This window comes from Virgibacillus sp. FSP13 (assembly GCF_054048505.1).
In genome coordinates this window covers 155,992-178,070 of record NZ_JBSVKG010000001.1, presented here as the reverse complement: position 1 = coordinate 178,070, position 22,079 = coordinate 155,992, and the positions used below count along the sequence as shown (strand labels likewise).

18 protein-coding genes and 1 pseudogene are annotated in these 22,079 nt (G+C 39.2%); 9 read left to right on the top strand and 10 right to left on the bottom strand.

The annotated features are described in order from the left end of the window. Nucleotide 1: 1 nt before the first annotated feature. Nucleotides 2-1,498, top strand: a complete 1,497-nt coding sequence (locus ACW2QC_RS00845) for a hypothetical protein (protein ID WP_457542080.1) — start codon at nt 2-4, stop codon at nt 1,496-1,498. A 175-nt stretch (nt 1,499-1,673) separates the two neighbouring features. Beyond that, nucleotides 1,674-1,931, top strand: coding sequence for a hypothetical protein (locus tag ACW2QC_RS00840; RefSeq protein WP_457542079.1), 258 nt, complete (start codon nt 1,674-1,676; stop codon nt 1,929-1,931). 43 nt (nt 1,932-1,974) lie between these two features. Here ACW2QC_RS00840 and ACW2QC_RS00835 read toward each other — a convergent pair whose 3' ends face one another. Continuing rightward, nucleotides 1,975-3,891: an S-layer homology domain-containing protein gene (locus ACW2QC_RS00835; protein ID WP_457542078.1), complete on the bottom strand. Its 1,917-nt coding sequence runs from the start codon at nt 3,889-3,891 to the stop codon at nt 1,975-1,977. A 227-nt stretch (nt 3,892-4,118) separates the two neighbouring features. After that, a complete protein-coding gene (locus ACW2QC_RS00830) occupies nt 4,119-4,856 on the bottom strand; it encodes a WecB/TagA/CpsF family glycosyltransferase (RefSeq protein WP_457542077.1) in 738 nt (245 codons plus the stop codon). A 269-nt stretch (nt 4,857-5,125) separates the two neighbouring features. On the opposite strand from ACW2QC_RS00830, the gene ACW2QC_RS00825 reads away from it, so the two are divergent. Further along, on the top strand, nt 5,126-6,193 hold the full coding sequence (locus ACW2QC_RS00825) for an LCP family protein (protein ID WP_457542076.1): 1,068 nt from the start codon (nt 5,126-5,128) through the stop codon (nt 6,191-6,193). A 201-nt stretch (nt 6,194-6,394) separates the two neighbouring features. Here ACW2QC_RS00825 and ACW2QC_RS00820 read toward each other — a convergent pair whose 3' ends face one another. Together ACW2QC_RS00820 and ACW2QC_RS00815 are read right to left on the bottom strand one after the other, a co-directional pair. Further along, nucleotides 6,395-7,414, bottom strand: coding sequence for a glycosyltransferase family 4 protein (locus ACW2QC_RS00820; RefSeq protein ID WP_457542272.1), 1,020 nt, complete (start codon nt 7,412-7,414; stop codon nt 6,395-6,397). Between the two features lie 232 nt (nt 7,415-7,646). Next, on the bottom strand, nt 7,647-8,756 hold the full coding sequence (locus tag ACW2QC_RS00815; protein WP_457542075.1) for a glycosyltransferase family 4 protein: 1,110 nt from the start codon (nt 8,754-8,756) through the stop codon (nt 7,647-7,649). A 194-nt stretch (nt 8,757-8,950) separates the two neighbouring features. On the opposite strand from ACW2QC_RS00815, the gene ACW2QC_RS00810 reads away from it, so the two are divergent. Beyond that, the gene (locus ACW2QC_RS00810; RefSeq protein ID WP_457542074.1) at nt 8,951-10,225 is read left to right on the top strand and encodes an O-antigen ligase family protein; all 1,275 of its coding nucleotides are present in this window, start codon (nt 8,951-8,953) and stop codon (nt 10,223-10,225) included. Continuing rightward, nucleotides 10,212-11,258, top strand: coding sequence for a glycosyltransferase family 2 protein (locus tag ACW2QC_RS00805; RefSeq protein ID WP_457542073.1), 1,047 nt, complete (start codon nt 10,212-10,214; stop codon nt 11,256-11,258). The genes ACW2QC_RS00810 and ACW2QC_RS00805 overlap by 14 nt, the downstream gene beginning before the upstream one ends. A gap of 39 nt (nt 11,259-11,297) precedes the next feature. Here the strand turns inward: ACW2QC_RS00805 and ACW2QC_RS00800 are convergent, their stop codons facing one another. Both ACW2QC_RS00800 and ACW2QC_RS00795 read right to left on the bottom strand, forming a co-directional pair. After that, the gene (locus ACW2QC_RS00800; protein WP_457542072.1) at nt 11,298-11,528 is read right to left on the bottom strand and encodes a hypothetical protein; all 231 of its coding nucleotides are present in this window, start codon (nt 11,526-11,528) and stop codon (nt 11,298-11,300) included. 35 nt (nt 11,529-11,563) lie between these two features. Then, nucleotides 11,564-11,929: a hypothetical protein gene (locus ACW2QC_RS00795; protein WP_457542071.1), complete on the bottom strand. Its 366-nt coding sequence runs from the start codon at nt 11,927-11,929 to the stop codon at nt 11,564-11,566. Nucleotides 11,930-12,073: 144 nt separating this feature from the next. Between ACW2QC_RS00795 and ACW2QC_RS00790 the strand changes: the two genes are divergently transcribed. From ACW2QC_RS00790 to ACW2QC_RS00775, 4 genes are all read left to right on the top strand, one after another. Beyond that, nucleotides 12,074-13,162: a polysaccharide pyruvyl transferase family protein gene (locus ACW2QC_RS00790; RefSeq protein WP_457542070.1), complete on the top strand. Its 1,089-nt coding sequence runs from the start codon at nt 12,074-12,076 to the stop codon at nt 13,160-13,162. A 15-nt stretch (nt 13,163-13,177) separates the two neighbouring features. Then, the gene (locus tag ACW2QC_RS00785; protein ID WP_457542069.1) at nt 13,178-14,347 is read left to right on the top strand and encodes a hypothetical protein; all 1,170 of its coding nucleotides are present in this window, start codon (nt 13,178-13,180) and stop codon (nt 14,345-14,347) included. Nucleotides 14,348-14,422: 75 nt separating this feature from the next. Next, on the top strand, nt 14,423-15,826 hold the full coding sequence (locus ACW2QC_RS00780) for a lipopolysaccharide biosynthesis protein (protein WP_457542068.1): 1,404 nt from the start codon (nt 14,423-14,425) through the stop codon (nt 15,824-15,826). Between the two features lie 92 nt (nt 15,827-15,918). Further along, on the top strand, nt 15,919-16,638 hold the full coding sequence (locus tag ACW2QC_RS00775) for a glycerophosphodiester phosphodiesterase (protein WP_457542067.1): 720 nt from the start codon (nt 15,919-15,921) through the stop codon (nt 16,636-16,638). A gap of 827 nt (nt 16,639-17,465) precedes the next feature. On the opposite strand, the gene ACW2QC_RS00770 is transcribed toward ACW2QC_RS00775, so the two are convergent. From ACW2QC_RS00770 to ACW2QC_RS00755, 4 genes and pseudogenes are all read right to left on the bottom strand, one after another. Continuing rightward, a complete protein-coding gene (locus ACW2QC_RS00770; RefSeq protein WP_457542271.1) occupies nt 17,466-18,809 on the bottom strand; it encodes an outer membrane protein assembly factor BamB family protein in 1,344 nt (447 codons plus the stop codon). 46 nt (nt 18,810-18,855) lie between these two features. After that, entirely contained in the window at nt 18,856-19,656 is an 801-nt protein-coding gene (gene tagH, locus ACW2QC_RS00765) for a teichoic acids export ABC transporter ATP-binding subunit TagH (RefSeq protein ID WP_457542066.1), read from the bottom strand. 15 nt (nt 19,657-19,671) lie between these two features. Next, nucleotides 19,672-20,496 (bottom strand): ABC transporter permease, encoded by an 825-nt coding sequence (locus ACW2QC_RS00760; RefSeq protein ID WP_457542065.1) that lies wholly within the window; start codon nt 20,494-20,496, stop codon nt 19,672-19,674. Nucleotides 20,497-20,848: 352 nt separating this feature from the next. Then, a pseudogene (locus tag ACW2QC_RS00755) lies at nt 20,849-22,066 on the bottom strand (CDP-glycerol glycerophosphotransferase family protein); the annotation flags it as partial. Nucleotides 22,067-22,079: the final 13 nt, after the last annotated feature.

Below are 22,079 nucleotides of genomic sequence, written 5' to 3'. Positions count from 1 at the left end.
GATGAGCAAACGGTTATTAAAGTCAACCAACTTATGGCTGCTTGTTATCTTTTTGGTATACAGCATGTTCATTATTTTTCAATCCAAGCTGGACGAGAATGGTTTTTTGTCATCCGACTCCGCCCACTATTTGCAGTTAGCCCAGAACTTCCTTAACGGGGATGGGATGACCACGGCGAATTACGTTAATGGCATGAGCACCTATTTCGCCACTTGGCCAGTCGGCTACCCTGTCCTAATTGCGCTCATGTCGTTCGTTTCCGGGCTAGGCGTTTTTTGGGCCTCCAAGCTTGTTAATATTCTTTGTCTTGGAGCTTGTTTTATTCTGATCAAACGATTATTCAAGAAGCGCGCAGTACTTGTTTCCATGCTGTTTTTTGTAAGTACTTTTACAAACCTTTTCGTCTATACATGGTCTGAAGTACCTTTTTTATTAGGGATGCTCTGGCTTGTATTTGGATTGGTAAGGTATGTAGAAACAAATAAAATTGGCTATGTCATTCATCTATTGATTGCGTCTTTATTTCTCTTTTTCATGCGTTATATCGGACTGATCGGTGCCGGCATTATCGGCTTAGTCGGCTTTTATTATCTGTTCAGGAAACAATGGAAACCTATGATCATCTGCTGGGCAACCGGGAGCCTAACCATCTTGATCGCAGGTATGTACCTGGTCGTCAATTATCTAAAAACTGGCCAATTAACAGGAATGGAACGTATTCCAAGAGTCGAAACAGCATCCGAATTTATGACGATGCTATGGGAAGGATTGACAACAGAATTCAACCTGTTTTCCAATACAAGCCATGATTTCCCGACTGCAACCATTATCGTACTGCTTGTCGGATTGGTATTGTTCATTCGTCCAAAACAGGTTAAAGCACTATTCCAGCTGAGGAAAGATCAACTTCTGCTCCCAGGAATGTTCCTGTTTGTTGGCCTAGTCTATTTTATCGCAATTGTTTATATGCGCTGGTCAGCCTATTTTGACCCATTTAACTTTCGCCTGCTCGGACCAGCTACATTCATGATCTGGTTCTTCATTTGCAGCTGGATCGCACAACTGGACAAACGGAATTGGGTACGCTGGCAAGACTTTTTAACAATAGTGCTTGTGATTGCCTTTTTGCACAATATTGGCTTTAGCTCCTATGAGGCGATGCAAAGTACTGGGCTGACATACGAAGAAACAGTCGAACAGGTGCAGCAGACGTATGAGGAGATTCCAACAGGTAGTATCGTGGCATTAGAAGATTACCACGCCCGCTACCTACGCCCAGACATACAGTTTATCAAAGTACATTTTCGACCATATTTTGCAGACATCGAATCATTGCAAGCATTTACCCACCGCATCACACCTAACCATGCAGCAGGCGTTTATTTTCAGTACCGCTCTCTTGTGGGATATCAATATGATGAGAGTTTCGTTGATATCATGCAGGCTGTGAATGAATCTGGGGATGAGTTTGTTGAGTTGGGGGATGTGGTGGAATGAACAACCGCACGGAGGTGGTCCGTGCGGTTGTTTTTGTTTTGGGATGAGGGCGTGGAGGGGATGCGGGGTGCCGGGTGCGCAGGGGATGCCGGGTGCGCAGGGTAGCGAGGGGCACGGATTCTGGTCTGGCGCGCGTGACTTCTTCGCCTGGGTGCACGGATTCTGGTGCGGCTTTTTGTGGTTGTCCGGCGACTTCCCGCGTTTGTCCGGCGACTTCTCGCTTTTGTCCGGCAACTTCTCCCCTTTGTCCGGCGACCTCCCGCATTTGTCCGGCGACTTTTCCGCTCCGTCCGGCGACTTTCTCGCTTTGTCCGGCGACTTTTCCGCTCCGTCCGGCGACTTTCACCGTTTGTCCGGCGGCTTTCGGACCGAGTTGTGCGACTTTCCGCCAAGATCCGCGTCTTCCATGCCGGAGAGCGCGACTTCTAGCTGAACATCGCGACTCTCACTCCTCAATCGCCCGCCCTCGGCTCATACTACTTATTCGATTCTTGCATCGCCTTATACAAAAACGTTGCAAATTGTCCTCTTGTCACAGTTTCAAATGGACGGTAATTATCTAGTTCAACCGTTATTCCATGCTGTGCAAGAAGAGACACACTATCCTGATGGGCAGGAGATACATTATCTAATCTGACTCCTGTATCTACTCCTGTCTCTTGTAAATCAAATGCTTCTGCGATTACTGTAGCCATTTGTTCGCGTGTAAGGGCCTTGTCCATAAATTTTCCCTCGCTGCCTTGGAAAATTCCTGCCTGATACGTTGCGGCGATTTCTTCGGCGTATAGGTGAGAAGTATCGATGTCACTGAAATTTTCCAAAACCCCTGCTACATCATTTGGAACTGGCAACTTAAGCGCTTTGGTAAACATAACCGCTGCATGAGAGCGTGACAGTTCTTTTCCCGGACGATAGATATAAGATCCATCATCTAACCTATACCCGCGGATAGCCTCCATGTTAGCGAGCGCGTAGATGCTCTCATAATGTGATGAGCCTTTTGGAACATCCGTAAATTTAATTTCGAAATGATTTTCATGTATCCAGACTTGTTTGCCATGCAGATGACCACGATACCAAACATTGTCTCCTACCTTTTCCGTTAGATTAACGTCAAACGTTTCCCCGGCATATTGGGATAGCTCTGGATATACGATATTCTTTTTGTCGCCCCAGGCCCTGTTGTATGCAACGCCAGAACCTGACAGTGTTAAGGTCTTCTGCTTGCGATCAACGCTTGTATGGGAATATACTTTTATATCATTGCTGTTAACCCAGCCAATTGTTCCTTTTGTGCTACTTGGTTTTTCGCTGATTAAATAATACGTTTGACCGTTCATTTTGGCTTGTTGTTTGATATAAAAAACCCTGTCTGTATACTCAGAACCTGCTAGTTTATAGTCCTGCAATTCAGCAAGATCATTGTAAATGAAATCTTTTTCTGACTTGATATGTCCTACTTTGCTTGTAGATTGTTTTTGAATTGTTAATGCATTATATTTCATGGTAACCAGCTCGACAAAATCGCTCCAATTGTAGCCCCACTGTGCAAAATAACCATGTGGATCAACATGCCAGGTACCACCTAGATAATGGGTTACCGCTCTATGCGACCATAGTGTCCCTTTTCCATTGTTATCCTCTGCACTAATTACTTGTAATCCATATTTATCCAATAGCGAGGCAATATAATTAGCGTAATTGTTAATAGAACGGGCAAACTTATCAAAACTATGTACGCGCACCAATTCTACATGGATGAAACGTTCATTTGCATAAGGTCCTGCACCCCAGGAAGCGTATTTGGTAGGGTGCACTTCAATAACCCGTGAATTATCTACATAGGCATGAACAAATGCATTTTGATAGTTTCTCTTCATGTAGGTAATCTCTTGTGTAATAGTTGAAGAGTTATTCGCTGTTTCATGAGCAACAACTCCCTCAGGTCTACCATACCGATAACCAAACTGTGGTAACTTGCTTATATGATCGTATTCAACTGCTGCAGTTGGTAGATTATGAGATAATATGTAATCATTTACGTTCGGATAGGCTTTCTGTGCCCGCATCAAACTTCTGGCCTTAGGGATAGCGTGATGCTGTTCATTTTCAATAACCCCATCTCGCCAACCTTCTGGTACGTACTGAAGTTCTTCCTCGGAAAATTTACTAATATCCACACCATAAACCTCTGTGCCTTTTTTAATGCCTAACTCATTGTATTCCTCTTCTTCCTCTGATTCTATTTCTTCTTTACTAGTTTCAGCATTCTCGCTCTTCTCTGCTTCCACATCCGAATCCCCACTACCTGCCTGCGCCGAGAAATGTGGTGGAATCGACATAAAACACATCATGCAAACTACTACAAAGATGACAACTGACCTTCTACTCATACCGTATCCCCTTATCATGATAGACTTATAATCTCCTAATCTATAATACAACTATTCCCCATCTTTTCCAAGATAGAAAATGGAAGAATAGTAGGTAAATGGTAGGAGTCGGGACATGGGGACAGGTCCCTTGTCCCACTCTAAATTCGGGGACAAAAGGCTATACTCCGCCACTTCCGCCCTATCTAGACACCGGGACAACAAACCTGTCCCCATGTCCCGCTACACTAGCCTTTATCCTTCTTTAAAATAACCCGTCCCATAAATTCAAATACTTTCAAAATTCGTTTAAAGCGTGTAGGCTGTTTAATAAGTCGATATAACCACTCCAGGTTTAAGTTAATCCATACCTGTGGTGCACGTGGTACCTCCCCTGCGATGACATCGAAGCTCCCTCCAATTCCAATAAACAAGCCTTTGGAAAATTGGTGGCGATGTTTTGCAATCCACAGCTCCTGTCTGGGCAGTCCCAATGCAACGAAAATTAGATCAGGATTTGTACGCTCTACTTTTTCAACAATTTCCGGATCATCGATATCAAAAAAGCCATGATGGTGTCCCGCAATTTTTAGCCCAGGATATTGTTTTTTCACCGAGTCAACAACTTTTTCATTTACCGCTTCCTTAGCGCCAAGAAAAAAACAGCTATAACCCATTTCTTCAGCACGTTCCAGCAAATCCAGCATGAGATCATATCCGGTAACCCTTTCCTGAAGTGGCTCTTTTTTATATTTTGCCGCCATTAATATGCCAGATCCATCCGGTATCACATAATCAGCTGATTGAATAGCCTTTTTATAGGCTGCGTCTTCCCTTGCTCGCATGACAATTTCTGGATTTGCTGTTACAACAAAGCTATTGTGCTTGTCGGCTAATCCAGGTAAAAGGTAATGATTTAAAAAGTCACTTTTTGTCGTATTTAAAAAAGGGATATCCATTATTGTTACAGTATTACGAGTCTTCATTATCTTCGGCAACCTTTCTAAGTATACATGAAGTGTACCTTTTTCAGCTTTTTATACATTTCTTTCATAATTGTAATCAAATTTTAATTTACGTATTAGCTTTTTCATAGTAAAATTAATGTTAGTTTTTCATTTATTATGTAAGTATTTATCGAAAATATAATATCATTTATCGTTAGGTATTTCTAACTGATTTTTTTGCTATATAGACAATCAATTACGCATAATACTAATTATAAAGGTATTTGCTTAAAAAGGGGAATTTTTCTATGTCAGACAATTCACGTCGTGTCAAGAGAAAGAAACGCAGGCTTAAGAAACGCGTATTGTTTATTTTATTACCCATTCTTATCGTGTTTTTTGGACTCGTAAGCTATGCTACTTATTTATATGTAAAAGCAGATTCTGTATTATCTGATTCCTATAAAGATGATGGACGGCAAAAGTCGGATTTGCGTGTGACAACAGTTGATCCGGCAGAAGATAATGTTTCCGTCTTAATCATGGGTGTAGATGCCAGTGATATCCGAAATAATAAAGATGGAAGTTCGCGTACAGATACTCTGATACTTGCAACCCTGAATAAGGACGATAAAAGTGTAAAATTACTCAGTATACCACGCGATTCCTATGTTTATGTTGCTGATGCCGGTAAAAACACAAAGATCACCGAAGCTCATGCATATGGTGGACCCCAAGCAACCATTGAAACAGTAGAAAATTTATTGGATATTCCAGTCGATTATTATGCAAAAGTTAACTTTGAAGCATTTATCGACGTTGTCAATGCGGTCGATGGCGTAACCATTGATGTTCCTTATGAAATGTATGAACAGAATTCTAAAGATCAAGCCGGAGCCATTCACTTATTACCTGGCGAGCAGGATTTAAATGGTGAAGAAGCATTAGCCTTTGCCCGTACCCGGAAGCAGGATAATGATATCGAACGCGGGAAACGGCAGCAAGAAGTAATCAAAGCGGTTATGAAAAAGGCGGTATCGATGAATTCCATTTTAAAGATTGATAACATTATTGAAGCAGTAGGAAAAAACATGACCACGAATATGACATTCGATGAAATGAAAAGCTTTATATCTTATGGAACAAGCGGAAAAAATTTGGATATAGATTCACTTACGTTGGAAGGGCAGGATTATCAACCAGGTGATAAGTATTTTTACAAATTGGATGAATTAGCACTTGAAGAGACAAAGCAAATTTTGAAAAGCCAATTAGATTTGGCAGATGAAACGAGCGCAACTGCAAGCGAATCGGAAAGTACAGAGCCTTTTGGAACGGAGTCCAGTACTAACGAAGGCACGACAACTTCATACTAGATTTAGGGAGCCGTTGACCGTATGGTTGGCGGCTTTTTTGTGTGCTAATATGAACGCGCACTTCCATTCCGAATTCGAGCATTTACCTCTTAACATGAACCCACAAATTTTTGATTGTTAGCGTGCAATTGATTAGCATATACAAAATCAAAAAGGACAACCAATGATTATCCATAAAAAATAGCAGTGGTCAGCCCACTACTATTTATGCCGCAATCCTTTTACAAAATTGGTTAACGGCTTATATTCTGCATTGATTAATTCCAGATTTTCAATCAAAAATTGGATGGCTAATAATGCTATCGTAAAGATCAATAGCGATCCCCAAACAGTTGTCATGGAAAACAGAAAGGCCGCTACACTGAACATCGCACTAAGCGCATAGATGATTAACACAGTTTGTTTGTGAGTGAAGCCCGATTTAATCAAGCGATGATGCAAATGCGAACTATCCGGACTCGACAATGGCTGATTATTAATATATCTTCTGACAATCGCGATTAATGTGTCAGAAATAGGTACTCCCAAGATGAAAATGGGAATGATAAATGAAATGATGGTTACATTTTTAAAGCCAAGTAGTGCCAGAATGGAAATCATGTACCCTAAAAAAAGTGCACCCGTATCCCCCATGAAAATTTTTGCTGGAAAAAAGTTATAGCGCAAAAACCCAATCGTACTGAAGAAGAGGATTAAGGCCATCGTTGTAACATAAACATCACCCATAATAACGGCCATGCCAGCAATCGTAAATAATGCAATCGATGAGACACCAGCAGCGAGCCCGTCCAATCCATCAATCAGGTTAATCGCATTGGTAATCCCCACTATCCAAAAGATCGTTACAATAGAGCTTAAAAAACCAAATTCGATTTGGCCCCCAAACGGTAAATTAATAAATTCTACCTGTAAACCACCCCAAAAGACAACCAGGGCGGCAACAATAATTTGGGTGACAAATTTAATTTTCGGCGATAAGTCCATCAAATCATCTACACAACCGAGTACGATAATAATAAAGGCGCCACAAACGATTGCAAGATGATATTCGTTCGTCGGCTGTAAAATGGCTAATCCAATAATAAAACTAAAAAAAATTGCTAAACCGCCTAAAGTTGGAGTTGGTTCGGCGTGAACTTTACGATAATTTGGTTTATCTGTTGCATGGAATTTTTTAGATATTTTTATTAAAAACGGCGTAATAATTAATGAAATTAACATAGTTAAAAAGGCTAATATCACAATTTTTATCACTTAGCCCACCTCAATTGTCCATTTTTGCAAATAGACTCTCTTTATAGTTATGATGTTGGAATAGTAAGTTCATATGCGAGTTGATCTGTTTATCAGCGAGCTTCCATGGTGTGTTGATCCGGGCTGTTGCACTTGTTCCTCATGCAATCCCTTTCAATGCCGTCCATTCTCATGCTCGCTTAACACTTAAATCGACATGTTAATTAACCTTATCCATATTCACATATACATTATAAACGTTTTGAGCAAAAATCTCCAATGAAAATTTGCTGGATGCGTGGGACAAGAGTTTTTCACCCATCATTTTTAACATACCCCGATTTCGAAAATTTATCGCCTCTTCCATTGCACTTGTCAATTCACGAATGTTGCCTGGACTTGTTTTCCAGCCGTATGATTTGTCACACAGCAATTCAGAAACTCCGCCAACATCTGTTGCGATAACCGGTGTTTTGGCTCTTGCTGCCTCCAACAATACTAATGGGAAACTTTCACTGAATGAGGTGAGCATTGTGATATCTGCCATTCCATAAAACTTATCAATATCATGGCGGTGCCCGAGAAAATGAACATTTGTTTCAATACACAAATCACGAGCTACCTGTTTTAATGTATCTGCTAGCGTGCCATCTCCGGCAAGCAATAGATGACAACTTTTATGCCCTTTCATAATTTCTGAAAAAGCCTCTAGTGCAATTTGATGCCCTTTTACCGGCTCGAGTCTTGCTGCCATTAGAAAAAGAAAGTCGTGATCGCCAAAACCAAAATCGTTCCTAACGTGTGGCCTGTCTGCCTTTTTTCGAAAATCAATTCCATTTAATGCGGTTACAATTTTGTTATTTTCAACCCCTGCAACATGTAGATTCGTCCGGAAAGGTTCGGAAATGGCAATGACTCTATCCGCATTTTTTATTGCATTTAAATGAAGCCGGCAGAGAAAATCACCATACATTCCCTTGTCCATAAAGTCATGGGTCGGGTCACTATGAACCGTCACAACCCAATGGAAGGACACCATTTTTTTTAAAATTTTTGCGTATACATTCGCCCGTGGTCCGTGTGTATGAACAAAGCTAATTTGTTCTCGTTTAATAAAGGTGGCAATTTTATGTATGAGTGGGATACTGAGTTTCAACCGGTTGGAAAAATAGACAGTTTGGATCCCAAGACCCTGTGCCCGCTTTAGCATTTCCCCCTTTTCCAACACACCTAAGATAAACTCATCCCGGTTAAATTCCTTGAGCAACTCAAGGATGTGATGCATGCCCCCTCCTGTTTCATTACCTGCATTTAGATGTAATATTTTCATTTGTTCGGTTCACTACCTTTGCTTGCGCCTGATGGCAAACAAAATCTCCACAAGGTTTTCCAGGCGCTATTGTTTTTACTTGATGTTTTAATCAATATAACCAGACAGCATGGAAAATATAATGAAAGTGAATATTTGATTGATAAATGACCATAATTGTTGTGTATATCATCAAAACGAAGGGATAAAACACCATGGAGATTACGAAACCCAATTGGGATAAATTTATATTCTTCTTGATTATCATTCAGCCAATAATTGATATCATTACCTCAATATCAAGCTACTACGGGATGACAATAACGATCGGGTCATTATCAAGAGCATTGATTATGGCAGGTTTATTTGTCTATATTTTTTTGTACTTATTCCGTTATAAACGGAATATGCTTCTGCTATTTGCCGTGTCATATGCGGCGATTTTGCTGATGCTGATTGTTAACGGTTTACAAAAAACGCATATGGCTTATTTTCAAGAAATCAATTTTGCGATCAAAACAAGTTATTATCTTGTTATGATTCATGCATCAATCATTCTTCTGCAGCAAAGAATAATCAATAAAGCAATCCTTTATCGAGCAGCTACGGTAGCTAGTATAATCATTGGAATTAGTTATTGGCTGGCCATTGCGACTGGGACAAGCATTGACAGCTACCAATATGGCAGTATTGGATTCTCTGGTTGGTTTTTTGCAGCAAATGAATTGAGTGTCATTGTGATTGTATTGCTTGGATTAAGTCTTGCTCATCTTTGGTATGAACGAACATTGTATTCGTGGATCGCATTCATTTTGATGGTGAGTATGATCCCAATGGTTGGCACAAAAACCGCCTTTCTCGGTGGAATATGTATTGTTTTCGTGGGTGTTCTGTACGTTCTACTTACATATCGATTGCGTGTCGTAAAGGAGAAAAGCGCCTTACTCTTCCTAGGGATCATCGTTATATTTGCATGTTTTATCCCATTATCGCCAATTTTCTCAAATACCCAGCAAATGGTGTCAGATCCGGAAATGAAGCAGATAGAATATGTTACAGATACAAACGAGTCAAGGGGATTGGTCAGAAAAGTTTTAAGCTCCCGGAATATCTATTTGCAGCGGGCCTATTCAGATTACACAGACGTTACCACCACCCGAAAACTATTTGGAATGGGATATGCGGGAGACTATACCAAGGATCCAAAGTTGATTGAAATGGATTTCTTTGACCTTTTCTTTGGATACGGAGTTATAGGCAGTTTTTTATTGATCATGCCGTTAATTTATCTGATAATCCAGCTTATAAAAGGGATGTTTCCACTAAATATTCGTAAATTCTTATTAGCATTCACGCTTGGATTATGTTTTGGAATTGCACTTTTAGCTGGTCACGTTTTATTCGCTCCATCCGTTATGTCGTATGTAACCATTTGTATTTTAGTATTAGGAATGGAAAATGTTGAGGTGGATAGAGATGGCGTTACCTAATTTAGTGAGTATTATCGTGCCCGTATATAACGCGGAGGAATATCTCAGCAGGTGTATCAGCAGTATTTTGACTCAAACGCATAAACTGATTGAGGTGATTCTGGTTAATGATGGCTCGACTGATGATAGTGGACTTATTTGTGAACGTTACGCGGAAAAAGATCATCGTGTTCAAGTCATCCACCAACAAAATGCCGGACCATCCGTCGCTCGGAATACCGGCATTACAGCTGCAACCGGCAATTATATTCAGTTTGTCGATGCAGATGATTACATTCAATCTGATATGACCGCCCGTCTTGTAAAGGCAATGAATTGTGACGTTCAGCTTGTTATTTGTGGATATAAAATAATGCAGAAACGAGTGACCTCATTAACAGTTCCATCCAATACTGGTGTGTATCCACATGCTCATTTTTTAAAGCGTATCGGTGAACTTTACAAAAAAATCATTCTCCCCTCACCTTGCAACAAGCTGTATGACGCAAGCCTTATCAACGATTATCACATTCGCTTTGATAAACATTTTAAAATGGGCGAGGATCTGTTGTTTAATCTTGCTTATATTAATGTTTGTGACCAGATCCATATTATTCGTGATACATTGTACAACTATTGCATTACTCATCATTCATTAACAACGGCTTTTAACAAGGATTTCGTAAAAAATCAACAGATGTTGCTTGAACAGATGAAACGTTTTTTGACGGAAAAGAATTGCTATACAGGGGATAATCGCTATTTTCTTGCCATTATTCAGGCTAATAGTATTGTGAATGGTCTCAACAATTTATTTCATCAGGATAGTGATTTGTCGCCAAGGGAGAAAAAAACTTTGATTGCCAATATCCTTACTGCTGATCATGTGAAGGATGCCCGTTTTTCAGATACATTGCAATCCCGGCTGGTTGGAAATATGATTAAACACAAATCAATAAATGGCATCTACTTATTTTTTGCCACGAAAAATATGCTGCACCAGCGGCTCCATCCGATATTTTCTTTGTTGAAGCGAATGAATTTATCTTCTTGAATACAGCCTTTATTCTGAAGGATTGTTGTTTAAAATGGCTCACGGGGGCGATGTTTCTGCTCTCGGGACGATGTTTCTGCTCTCGGGACGATGTTTCCGCTCTCGGGCTGATGTTCCTGCTCTCGCGCCGATGTTTCGCGATTCGGGACGATGTTTCTGCTTTCGGGACGATGTTTCGCGATTCGGGACGATGTTTCTGCTTTTGGGCTGATGTTCCTGCTCTCGCGCCGATGTTTCGCGATTCGGGTTGATGATCCCGCGCTTAAACAAAAAAATACACTGGGAAACTACTCCAGTGTCATTATTTACAATCCTGTTTTTTGTTTAATTTGTGAGAGATCTTTTTCCAGATTCCACACTCGCTTCTCAAGTGCATCTATATTGCCCAGAGGTTCACTAACCTTTTTACTGACTGTAACAAGCAAATCAAATATTTTAGTTTGTTCCTCCTCAAGTGATGTAAGTTTTTCACCTTGGGACGTCAATTCCTTTTCTACTGTTATAAGTTTCTCATCCTGGGATATCGAATTCTTTTCCAATGAGGTAAGTTTCTCATCCTGGGATGCGAACTTCTTTCTTACTTCCTCTTGAAACTCCTCCTGTTTTATCAGCTTTTTCTCCTGACTCTCAAGCTTCTCCAGTATCTTATTTAAGATTTCCTCGTTTTCCATTCCACTCCCCCTCCCATTCGTTTTAGCCGAATCTATTCTTAATTCTATTATAACACCGAACATTTGTTTTTTCAATGCCTTTCATGTCTAAACATATTCATTTTGTGCAATCATGATATGAAGAACCCCTAGGGATTGATTAATATGAAAAAAGCCATGATTTACGCCTATACCCAATTCAATCTAGGTGATGATTTATTCATCAAAGTTTTATGTGAACGTTATCCAGATACAACCTTTATGCTTTATGCACCGAGCGGCTACAAACGTATTTTTAAAGAACTGCCGAATGTTCATATTATTCCAAGTGACAAATTATTATTCAGAGGTCTCAACTTTATTTTTCGCCGCTTCCACATTTACAATTTTACCCGCCGGATGATTGCTAGGTCCTGTGAGATGGTGATTCAAATTGGTGGTTCGCTGTTCATTCAAGGCGAAAATTGGCGCGAGGAGTTAAAATCTAATAAAACGATGAAGCCGAAAGACAAGCCCATGTTTCTATTAGGAGCTAACTTTGGACCATTTGATGACAAGGATTTTTATACCGAATACACGGAACTGTTTCGCACTTATACAGACATTTGTTTTCGCGAACAATATTCTTATGACCTTTTTAATGATTTACCACGAGTACGGATGGCGGATGATATCATTTTCCAAATGAAGAAACCCATCGCTAACATACAAGAAAAAAGAATCGTCCTTTCTGTCATCAAGCCGTCTATCAGGAAACACTTAGCTAATTACGACACAATTTATTATCAAAAGATGTCTGAGATCGCGATCTTTTTCATGAAGAAAGGATATTACGTCACATTGATGGCTTTTTGTGAAATGGAGCAGGATGATGAAGCAGTAGAAATGATTATGAAGCAAATCCCCCGAGACTATAAAAATAGCGTAACGAAGCATGTTTATCAATTCAATATTGATGAAACGTTAACCGTTATAGCAAAATCCAGCTTTGTTGTTGCATCAAGGTTTCACGCTATGATTCTGGGTTGGGTAATGGATAAGGCTGTATTCCCGATTGTTTACAGCAATAAAATGACTAATGTAATGCAGGATGCGGGTTTCAATGGTTCGTATGCAGATTTTAATACGATCCATACACTTGAGGCTGAAGAGGTTTTTGCAAGTATGGAAACAAACAAGCTAGATATAACGAAACAGGTGCAACAGGCAGAAAAACATTTTGAAGTACTCGATCATTACCTAAAGAAAGACTAGAAAGAGGAGACGCGCTTGCTTATCATTCATAAACCAGAAGTAATCACCGAAAAGGATACAGCAATTACTCGTGCTTTAATAGAAACAGGTGGTAAAAAAGAGGTTGTCTGGTTCTCCGTGCCAAAGCAATACAAGGATTACCTTACATACGAAAGAGGAGACGCCTTTTTAGTGGGGTTATTGTTGCTTGCTATGAAAAATGGGGAGGATATTAGACTTCATTTTCCCGTATCAGAACGACTATACTACACACTGACAAATTACTTTATGAAGGCCCTAACAGTTGCCATGCCACATTTAAAACAGGTGTCGATCATACATAATGGATTAGAAAGCACACCAGTCAAAAATATTGGTGCGGTTGGGACTGGTTTTTCTGCGGGTGTTGATTCATTTTGTACCGTTTACGAACATCTTATGGACACATGTCCGGAGTCATTAAAACTAACGCATTTTACATTTCATAACGTCGGTTCAAATGGCGATTTTGGTGGTGAAGATGCTCGTACCCTTTTTCAAAAAAGGCTGGAATTGGTCAAGCCATTTTCGATTGAGAAGGGAATAGATTCCATCCCGATTGATTCCAATTTAAGTGAAATGCTCCAGATGGATTATGTACCGACTCATACGATTCGAAATGTTGCTTGTGTACTTATCTTGCAAAAGTTGTTTCGCTACTACTATTATTCATCAGGCAGACAAATCCAGCACTTTGAATTAAGCCCGACAATTGGCGCATCCTATGACATTTTGACGTTGAATATGTTGTCGACAGAATCGTTATCATTCTTTTCAGCCGGATCAAGTTATTCCCGGGTTGAGAAAACAAAAATGATTACCAATTATGAGCCAACCTATCGCTACCTAAATGTATGTACCAGTGGGGATGCAGCTAATTGCTCGGAATGTGAAAAATGTATGCGCACAATGCTGACCTTTGATGTTATGGGAAAATTGCACCTGTATGAAAATGTATTTGATCTGAAAAAGTATCAGAACAGGAAGACTAGCTATATTGCACAAGTTTTAGCAACACTAAAAAGCAAACAATATTCCAGGGAGATTTACCGGGAAATGAAGCGGTACAACTATAAAATTCCCGCTTCATCAGTTATGTTGATACCATACTATCGATTTAAATCCCCGATTAGGAAGATACTAGTGAAACTCAATTTAAAGGCCTAAACACTAGGCTTACAACACACAGGTAGACTGTCAACCCACATGAAAGAGTCTTCTATCTAAAAGGGAAGTTGTAGCATGGCAAATGGAGATAAATTATTAAAAGACACGTTACTTTATTCGGTAGCTAACTTTGGCTCAAAAATATTGGTCTTTTTGATGCTGCCGCTTTATACGCATTATTTTACCACTGCAGAGTATGGCTTGTGGGATATTGTTGTTACAACAGCGACATTACTGACACCATTTATCACGTTTGAACTCGTTGCAGCCGTTTACCGATGGTTACTTGATCAGAAAACAGATGCAACGAAACAAAGCATTATCACAACTGGTGCAGTCACTGTACTAAGAAACTTGCTTATTTTCAATGTCCTCGCTGCAATCTTATTCGCTTTTATTTCGGTCCCGTACGGCTGGCTGGCACTCGTATTTATTGATGTGTCGATATTCACCAGTTTTCTGCAGCAATGTGCAAGAGGATTAGGCTACAACAAGCTTTTTGCCCTTATCGGTATTCTACAAACCGCGATTACGGTAGCGTTAAATCTTATTTTCATCCTTATCCTGGATTTGCGACTTGAGGCGTTTTTCTATTCAGCCATTATTGCCGGGATATGTGTCGTCGTCATGGCCTGGATTGTGATGCGCTTTAGCCGCTATCTTTCCCTAAAGGCTTATTCCAAAAAGGTCATGAAATCCTTCCTTATTTACTCGGTTCCGATCATACCTGGTGCAGCAAGCTGGTGGGTCATGACGATGTCGGACAGGTATTTTATTACGGTGTTTTTGGGAATAGAAGATAACGGCATTTATGCAATTGCCAATAAAATACCTGCCGTGATATTAATGGTAAGCTCTGTTTTTTCGCTGGCTTGGAAAGATAGTGCGATTGTCGAATTTGAATCGGTTGACAAAAATGAATACTATACAAAAGTTTTCCACCACTTTTTTCGATTGATGACAACATCGGTGATTTGCTTAACCCTACTAACAAAGCCGGTTTTGTCACTCATCATTGCTGAAGAATTTTACAGCTCGTGGAAATATATCGGTATCCTCTTGCTTGCGACTCTAGTAAGTGCATTTTCACAATTTTGGGGAGCTGGCTATCACGGGGCAAGAAAAACGAACCTTATTTTCCTATCCTCACTCGTTGGGGCTATCGTGAATGTACTCATCAATCTGCTGCTAATCCAGTATATCGGGTTATATGCTGTAGCAATTTCAACTTTTTTGGCCTTTTTAGTGATGTGGCTGATGCGTGTGTATTATGCTAGTTCCTACTTCACTATCCGGTTCAAGTGGGGAGATATGCTAATTTTATTACCTATTTTGATAGCCGCGGTTATTGTTCCATTTATGTTTGATTGGATTGGAATTTGGATCAGTGTTTGTCTTGGGTTACTAGTATTTTTTGTATATAATCGGAGCCTGATAAAAGTAGTATTAAGGAATATAAAGGGTATGGTTCAGAGGTAATCAAGTGAAGTGTGATTTCTGTACCAATCCATAAGTCAATCTTCTATGTTATGATTTGAATAACCTTTAACCCCTGATTGGAGAGATGTCATTTGGTACTTAATTTCGCTCATAGAGGCTCACTTACCGAGGCACCAGAAAACACACTACCATCATTTCAAAAAGCAATCGATCGTGGTGCACGTGCACTTGAATTGGATGTACAATTAACGAAGGATAATCACCTTGTCGTCTGTCACGACCATCGATTTGCACGATTTAATAAAAATATCAAAGGATTAATCAAGGATTATACATTGGCCGAAATAAAGCAGATTGATGTTGGTGCAGCTTTTTCTGAGGAATATACAGGAACAACTTTAATTACATTAGAAGAGCTACTGGCTATTTGCCCTAATGATGTCATTCTAAACATTGAGATTAAAAGTATTCCTGTAATTTACGATAGTATTGAACGTATTTTGTTAGATTGTCTGAAACAGCACGATCGTATGGAAAACGTTATTATTTCGTCCTTTGATCATGTTTCATTGGCAAACGTACAGAAGCTTGCGCCAGACATGGAACTTGGTATGTTATTTTATTATCGTATTTTGCAAGCATGGGAGTATGCAAAGCATAGCGGGCTCCGAATTAGTAGTATTCATCCGAATCAAGTTTATCTTGATCAAACATTTGTACAAGAGTGTAAACGGCTTGGGTATAAGGTTTATCCGTATACTGTAAACGGAAAAGATCGATATAAAGAATTAATTGAATTTGGTGTAGATGGGGTATTTTCGAATAACCCAGAAGTGTTTGTTGCTTTTTAATTTCGTAGTTGAAATAACTGTGACGTAATAGGGATGGAATTGCTCCCCACCGTTCCGGAAATACACTTCGCTTTCCGCGGGCAGCTGTTGAGCCTCCTCGAGCTATCGCTCTGCGGGGTCTCACCTAGGCCTTTCCTCCCGCTGGAGTCTACGTGTATTTCCTCCACTAGTATTGTACATTATAATCTTGCTACAATTATTCCTTGCATAATTAAATCACAGTGACTATTTACTTTTGTGATAGTTGATTAACGTTTCGGGTGAGGTCCTGCCCCCTCGTGACGTAAAGAGCGCGTATCCAAGCTCTTTCGGACATACGCTGTCCCCACACGACATGGAATACCTTGGCAGCAGCGTTACATTGTACGCAGAAAATCGATCTGTATTTTCAAGAAGTATACGATTCTGATTTCGCTAGTAGGTTTTCCATTAACGATTTAGTTACGTCCATGGAACCGACGTTTAGCGGTGTTCTCCTTATCTGAACAGAAAGGCTATTCTAAACTGCGGAAAAGTGCGAGACTCCTATGGGAAAAGGAACAGTCTGAAGGCCCCACAGGAAGTGGGTTTCTTCCGAGGAGGCTGAAGCGTTCCCCATGGAAAGCGAGTATTTTTCCGCAGCGCAGGTTTAGCACTCATCTTGTGAAGGATGGGAGGAAGTCACACTGAAATTATGTCGCATTTTTATTTATCGTGTAAAAAACAGCAAATGTTTTCGGTAGGGCGAGTAATCGCAGTCCCAATCTTTTAAATAACAGGCCAAATATAAAAGGCTCCAGATACATGGTTCATGTTACTGGAGCCTTCTTATTGACTTCATTGCAATTTTACTTTCTCCGTTTAACCAGGATAAGGATTAAACCAATTAGTACAATTGCCACAATAGCAATGATAGCATATTGCATGGTATTACTATCTTGATCTGAAGCAATCTCAGACGTATCGCTCTGTTCTTCTTTTATAATGTCAGTCAGTGGCACAGCGTAAACATTTGAATCCTGGCTCCCAACGAATAATGTATCATTAATTATAACTGGTCCTCCAGGTGCTAGTTTGCCACCTAGTTCCTTTTTCCTGAGCACTTCACCTGTTTCAGCATCTAAAGCGTAAACGAACCCTTTCGTATTAGAAAAATACACGATGCCATCTTCTGCAACAGGTGGTGCTTTCATGATTTCATTCTTAAACTTCCACAACTGCTCACCGGTTTTTAAATCATAGGCGTAGAAAGTTTTGGTGATTGGACTTCCTACATAAATGTTACCCTGATAAATCATTGGAGCACCGGATTTATTGTTTTTTACAAATTCACCTGTGCCTAGACTCTCTTTCCAAATAATTTCCCCGGTTTCAATATCCATCGCATACATGAAATGCTCAGGGTTATCGCTGTCACCTTCCAATGCCGTGGTCACAACAGTGTTGCCTGATACTGCTGGTGGGACATCATCTAAACCAGAGAATACATCAGGAAATTCTGTTTGCCATTTAATTTTGTCTGTTTGTAAATTGTACGCCAAGAAAACGTATGGTTGAGGACGACCACTGCCAACATATAATGAATCTCCACTTATGTTTGGTGCCGACATACTTACGACATGGTTAAGCGCATTTTTATGCAACAGTTCACCCGAATTAGGATCTAGCTTATATAAATGTTTATCTCCTGTTACAACATAAACAGCACCATTATAAAATGCCGGTGTTGGCATAACTTCACCATCTGTATTGTACTTCCATAGTGTATCACCGGTTTCAGCATCTAATGCCAAAACCCCACTCTCCCCTGTACCACGAATACCACTTTCTTGAAAAAAACGATTACCAAAACCGACAAAAACTTTTCCATCATGGTAAATCATTTCCGAATGAATCCAGTTGGGTGCTTTACTTTGCCATAATTTTTCTCCAGTAGCCACATCAAAAGCAAATAAATCCCCAGAATTATGATTTCCGATGAGTAACTTATTTCCTGCAATTACTGGGGTTGCTCTAACCTCATCAGCCGTTTCGAACTCATGGTATTCAAGCGGATCAGATCCATTATCAAACACGGCATTCTTATCATTGTTCATTCGGTATTGATTCCATTCTTCCGGCCCGAAACTAGCCGCATTCGCGATTGATGGAGTTAAACTACTAATAATTATTAACATAGCCATAAATAACACTTTTTTCAATTTAAATGTTTCTCCCCCAAACATATAATTGTTAAATTTATGCCATCAAAGCCTCATGCTGTTTTTTCAATGCTTCTGTCTTATATGCTACTCTTTCCTTTTTCGACATTTTCTTATATTCCTTTAAAAATTGCTCGTATTTCGGCATAACTTCTTCAACCGTACCGAAATCTTTCACCATACCATACTCTAACCATAAGATTTTCTCACAAAATTGTTTCATTTGCCCGATGGAGTGACTAACAAAGATCATTGTTTTTCCTTGTGCCTTAAACTCCTTCATTTTATCCAGACTCTTTTCAGCAAAAGCCTTATCACCTACCGACAAAGCCTCATCAATAATTAATATGTCCGGGTCAACATTAACTGAAATCGCAAACCCAAGTCTAGATTTCATTCCGCTTGAATAGGATTTCACTGGTTGGTCAATAAATTTACCAAGTTCAGAGAATTCAATAATGTCTGGCTCTAGTTTCTTTATTTCTTGTTTACTAAAGCCTAACATAAGACATTTTAATTCGATATTATCTCTACCTGTAAGGTCTCCTTTAAGTCCAGAGGCAACAGCTATCAATGATGCTTGACCGTTTGTTTTAATGGATCCGGAAGTTTCCGGTACAATTCCGGCGACAATGTTTGATAGTGTTGATTTGCCTGACCCATTTATTCCAATAAACCCAACAACATCACCTTTACTAGCTTCGAAGTTCACATCAGCTAATGCAAAGAAATCCTCTCCATAGCTTTTGGGCGTAATTAAATCTAATAAACGTTCTTTCGTGCTACGATACAATTTATATTTTTTTGTAATATTTTTTGCGACAATCGCTTTTTCCATTATAATCACAAGCCTTTATAAATAATCAATAAAGTGTCTTCTAAATTTGACGTGTAATATCGAACCAAACAAAAATAACACGATGACTAGTCCCCAAAAATAAAGTGTATATTGCCAATGTTCCACGAAATACCAACCTGTACCAAAGAATGCGGCACGATACCCTTCGATTAAATATAAAAGGGGATTTAATTTTAGTAATACCATAATCTTAGGAAACTGATCACTTAAAATCGTTATTGGCCACAATACCCCTGATAAATATAGGAGCATGCGTAAGGTTGAATTCAGAAACATGTGCACATCTCGAATAATTGTTGATAATGTCGACGTGATCAATGATATTGAGAACACTAAACAAAATGTCCCAAATATGAAATAAATCAGTTGTAAATAGTATATGTTGATATAATACCCATTAAATTGAAAGATAATAATTGATATTATCAACAAGAATAAATGAACATAAAACTGTGAAAATATCGTGTAGCTTGGAATCACGCTCATTGGAAAATTCATTTTTGACAGCATTTTCAATCTCGAATAAATTGATTTGGATCCTTGGATGGTCGATTGATAAAAAAACATCCATAAAAAGAATGCAGCAAGTAACCAACTGAAAAATGGTATTTCCATTCCATCCATTATAATTGGCTCACGCTTCCGTATAGCACTAAATACAAACCAATAAATTAGGATCTGGATTAATGGGTTTATAATTTCCCATAAAATCCCTAAGTAATTATTTTTGTTCTTACTTTTTATTTCATACGTAGAAAGTCGTCTTATTAAATAAAAGTGCTTTATTTGTTCTTTAATGACAATGATTGCAGATTTCATAGGTATGTCCTTTCACTTAAAGTGCGTGTTCAAAAAGGAGGATAAAAAGGACCGAGAAGTTCGAGGCGGCGTAGCCTTGAGTACCGGGACGGGCTTCCATAGGATGTGGTGACTTCTGCGTTGCCCACAGGACGTTGGCGGTTTTAGCAGAAGTTCCTTAGCCCGTGAGGAACGGAAAAGCAAGCCAACGAAGAAATTCGATGTGTCATTTTTACCGGACTTTTTGAACAACCTCTTAAACGCAATATCTTTATAATCTTTGTATTACACGTTAATAAATTATACAAGCAACTATCATAAAAGACAATAAATAATAAGGCTTATGCCACTTAATGGTATAAGCCAATCGATATTAATTATCAAATACTTCTTTTACAACACGTTCACTTGCATGCCCATCTTCTAAATAACAGAATTTGTCATAAAATGCCTTTGTTGTTTCTGATGGAACAAATCCATTTTGGTCAATTTTATTAATTTCGTCAATAAGTTGCTCAGTTGTTTTAACCAATGGACCTGGAGCTTTTTCTTCAAAATCGAAATAAAATCCGCGCAGGTTGTCTCTATAATCATCTATATCATAAACATAAAAAATCATTGGGCGTTTCAAGTTGGCGTAATCAAAAAATACAGATGAATAGTCGGTGATTAACAAATCAGTAATTAAATATAGTTCCCGGATATCTTCATAACTTGAAAAGTCATAAACAAACCCTTCATATCCGGTAAGATCCAGGTTTTCCGCAACAAGGTAATGGAGTCTCAACACAATAATATAGTCATCACCGAGTTCTTTTCTAAGTTGATCTAAATCGAACTGCAAATCAAATTTATATTTGCCTTTCGTATAAAATTGATTGTCTCGCCACGTTGGTGCGTATAGTATTATCTTTTTATCTGTTGGCAATTTGCTTCTACTTTTAATCCCAGCAATGGTTTCCTGATTATTATTATGGATTAAAAAATCATTTCTAGGATAACCGGATTCAATCATGGTTTCGCCAAATGCAAAGGCTCTTTTGAATATCTCTGTTGAATATTCATTTGGAGACACCAAATAGTCCCACTTACTTGCTTCCTCCAAAAAATTCTGTTTGTATTTAACTGTATCGGTACCTGGCATATGTACTTCATCCATATCAGCGGCAAGTCTTTTTAAAGGGGTACCATGCCATGTTTGCACATATATCGTATGATTTGGCTTTGGAATCCAGAGGGGGAGTCTACTATTTGTAATCCAATATCTTGCTCTCGCCATTAACACTAGCCATTTAATTGAAAAACGGCGTACATCGTTTACCCCCTTTAAATTTGCAAACATGTTTAAATGACGTCTATCTGCACTCCAATACATCTCGTACGAAGGGTAATGTTTTAACATATATTCATAAATAGCTCGTGGGCTATCACTATATTGTTTACCGTGAAAGCTCTCAAATATGACAAGTTTTTTTTTAACAGGTAATTTACTTGCTACTATAAAAAATGCCTTAAGACCCCTCTGTACAGTGCGCCCTCTCCTAAATTTAACTATCAACTCTTTTATATTCACCTTAAGCTGCCACCTTATCTACAAAATCATT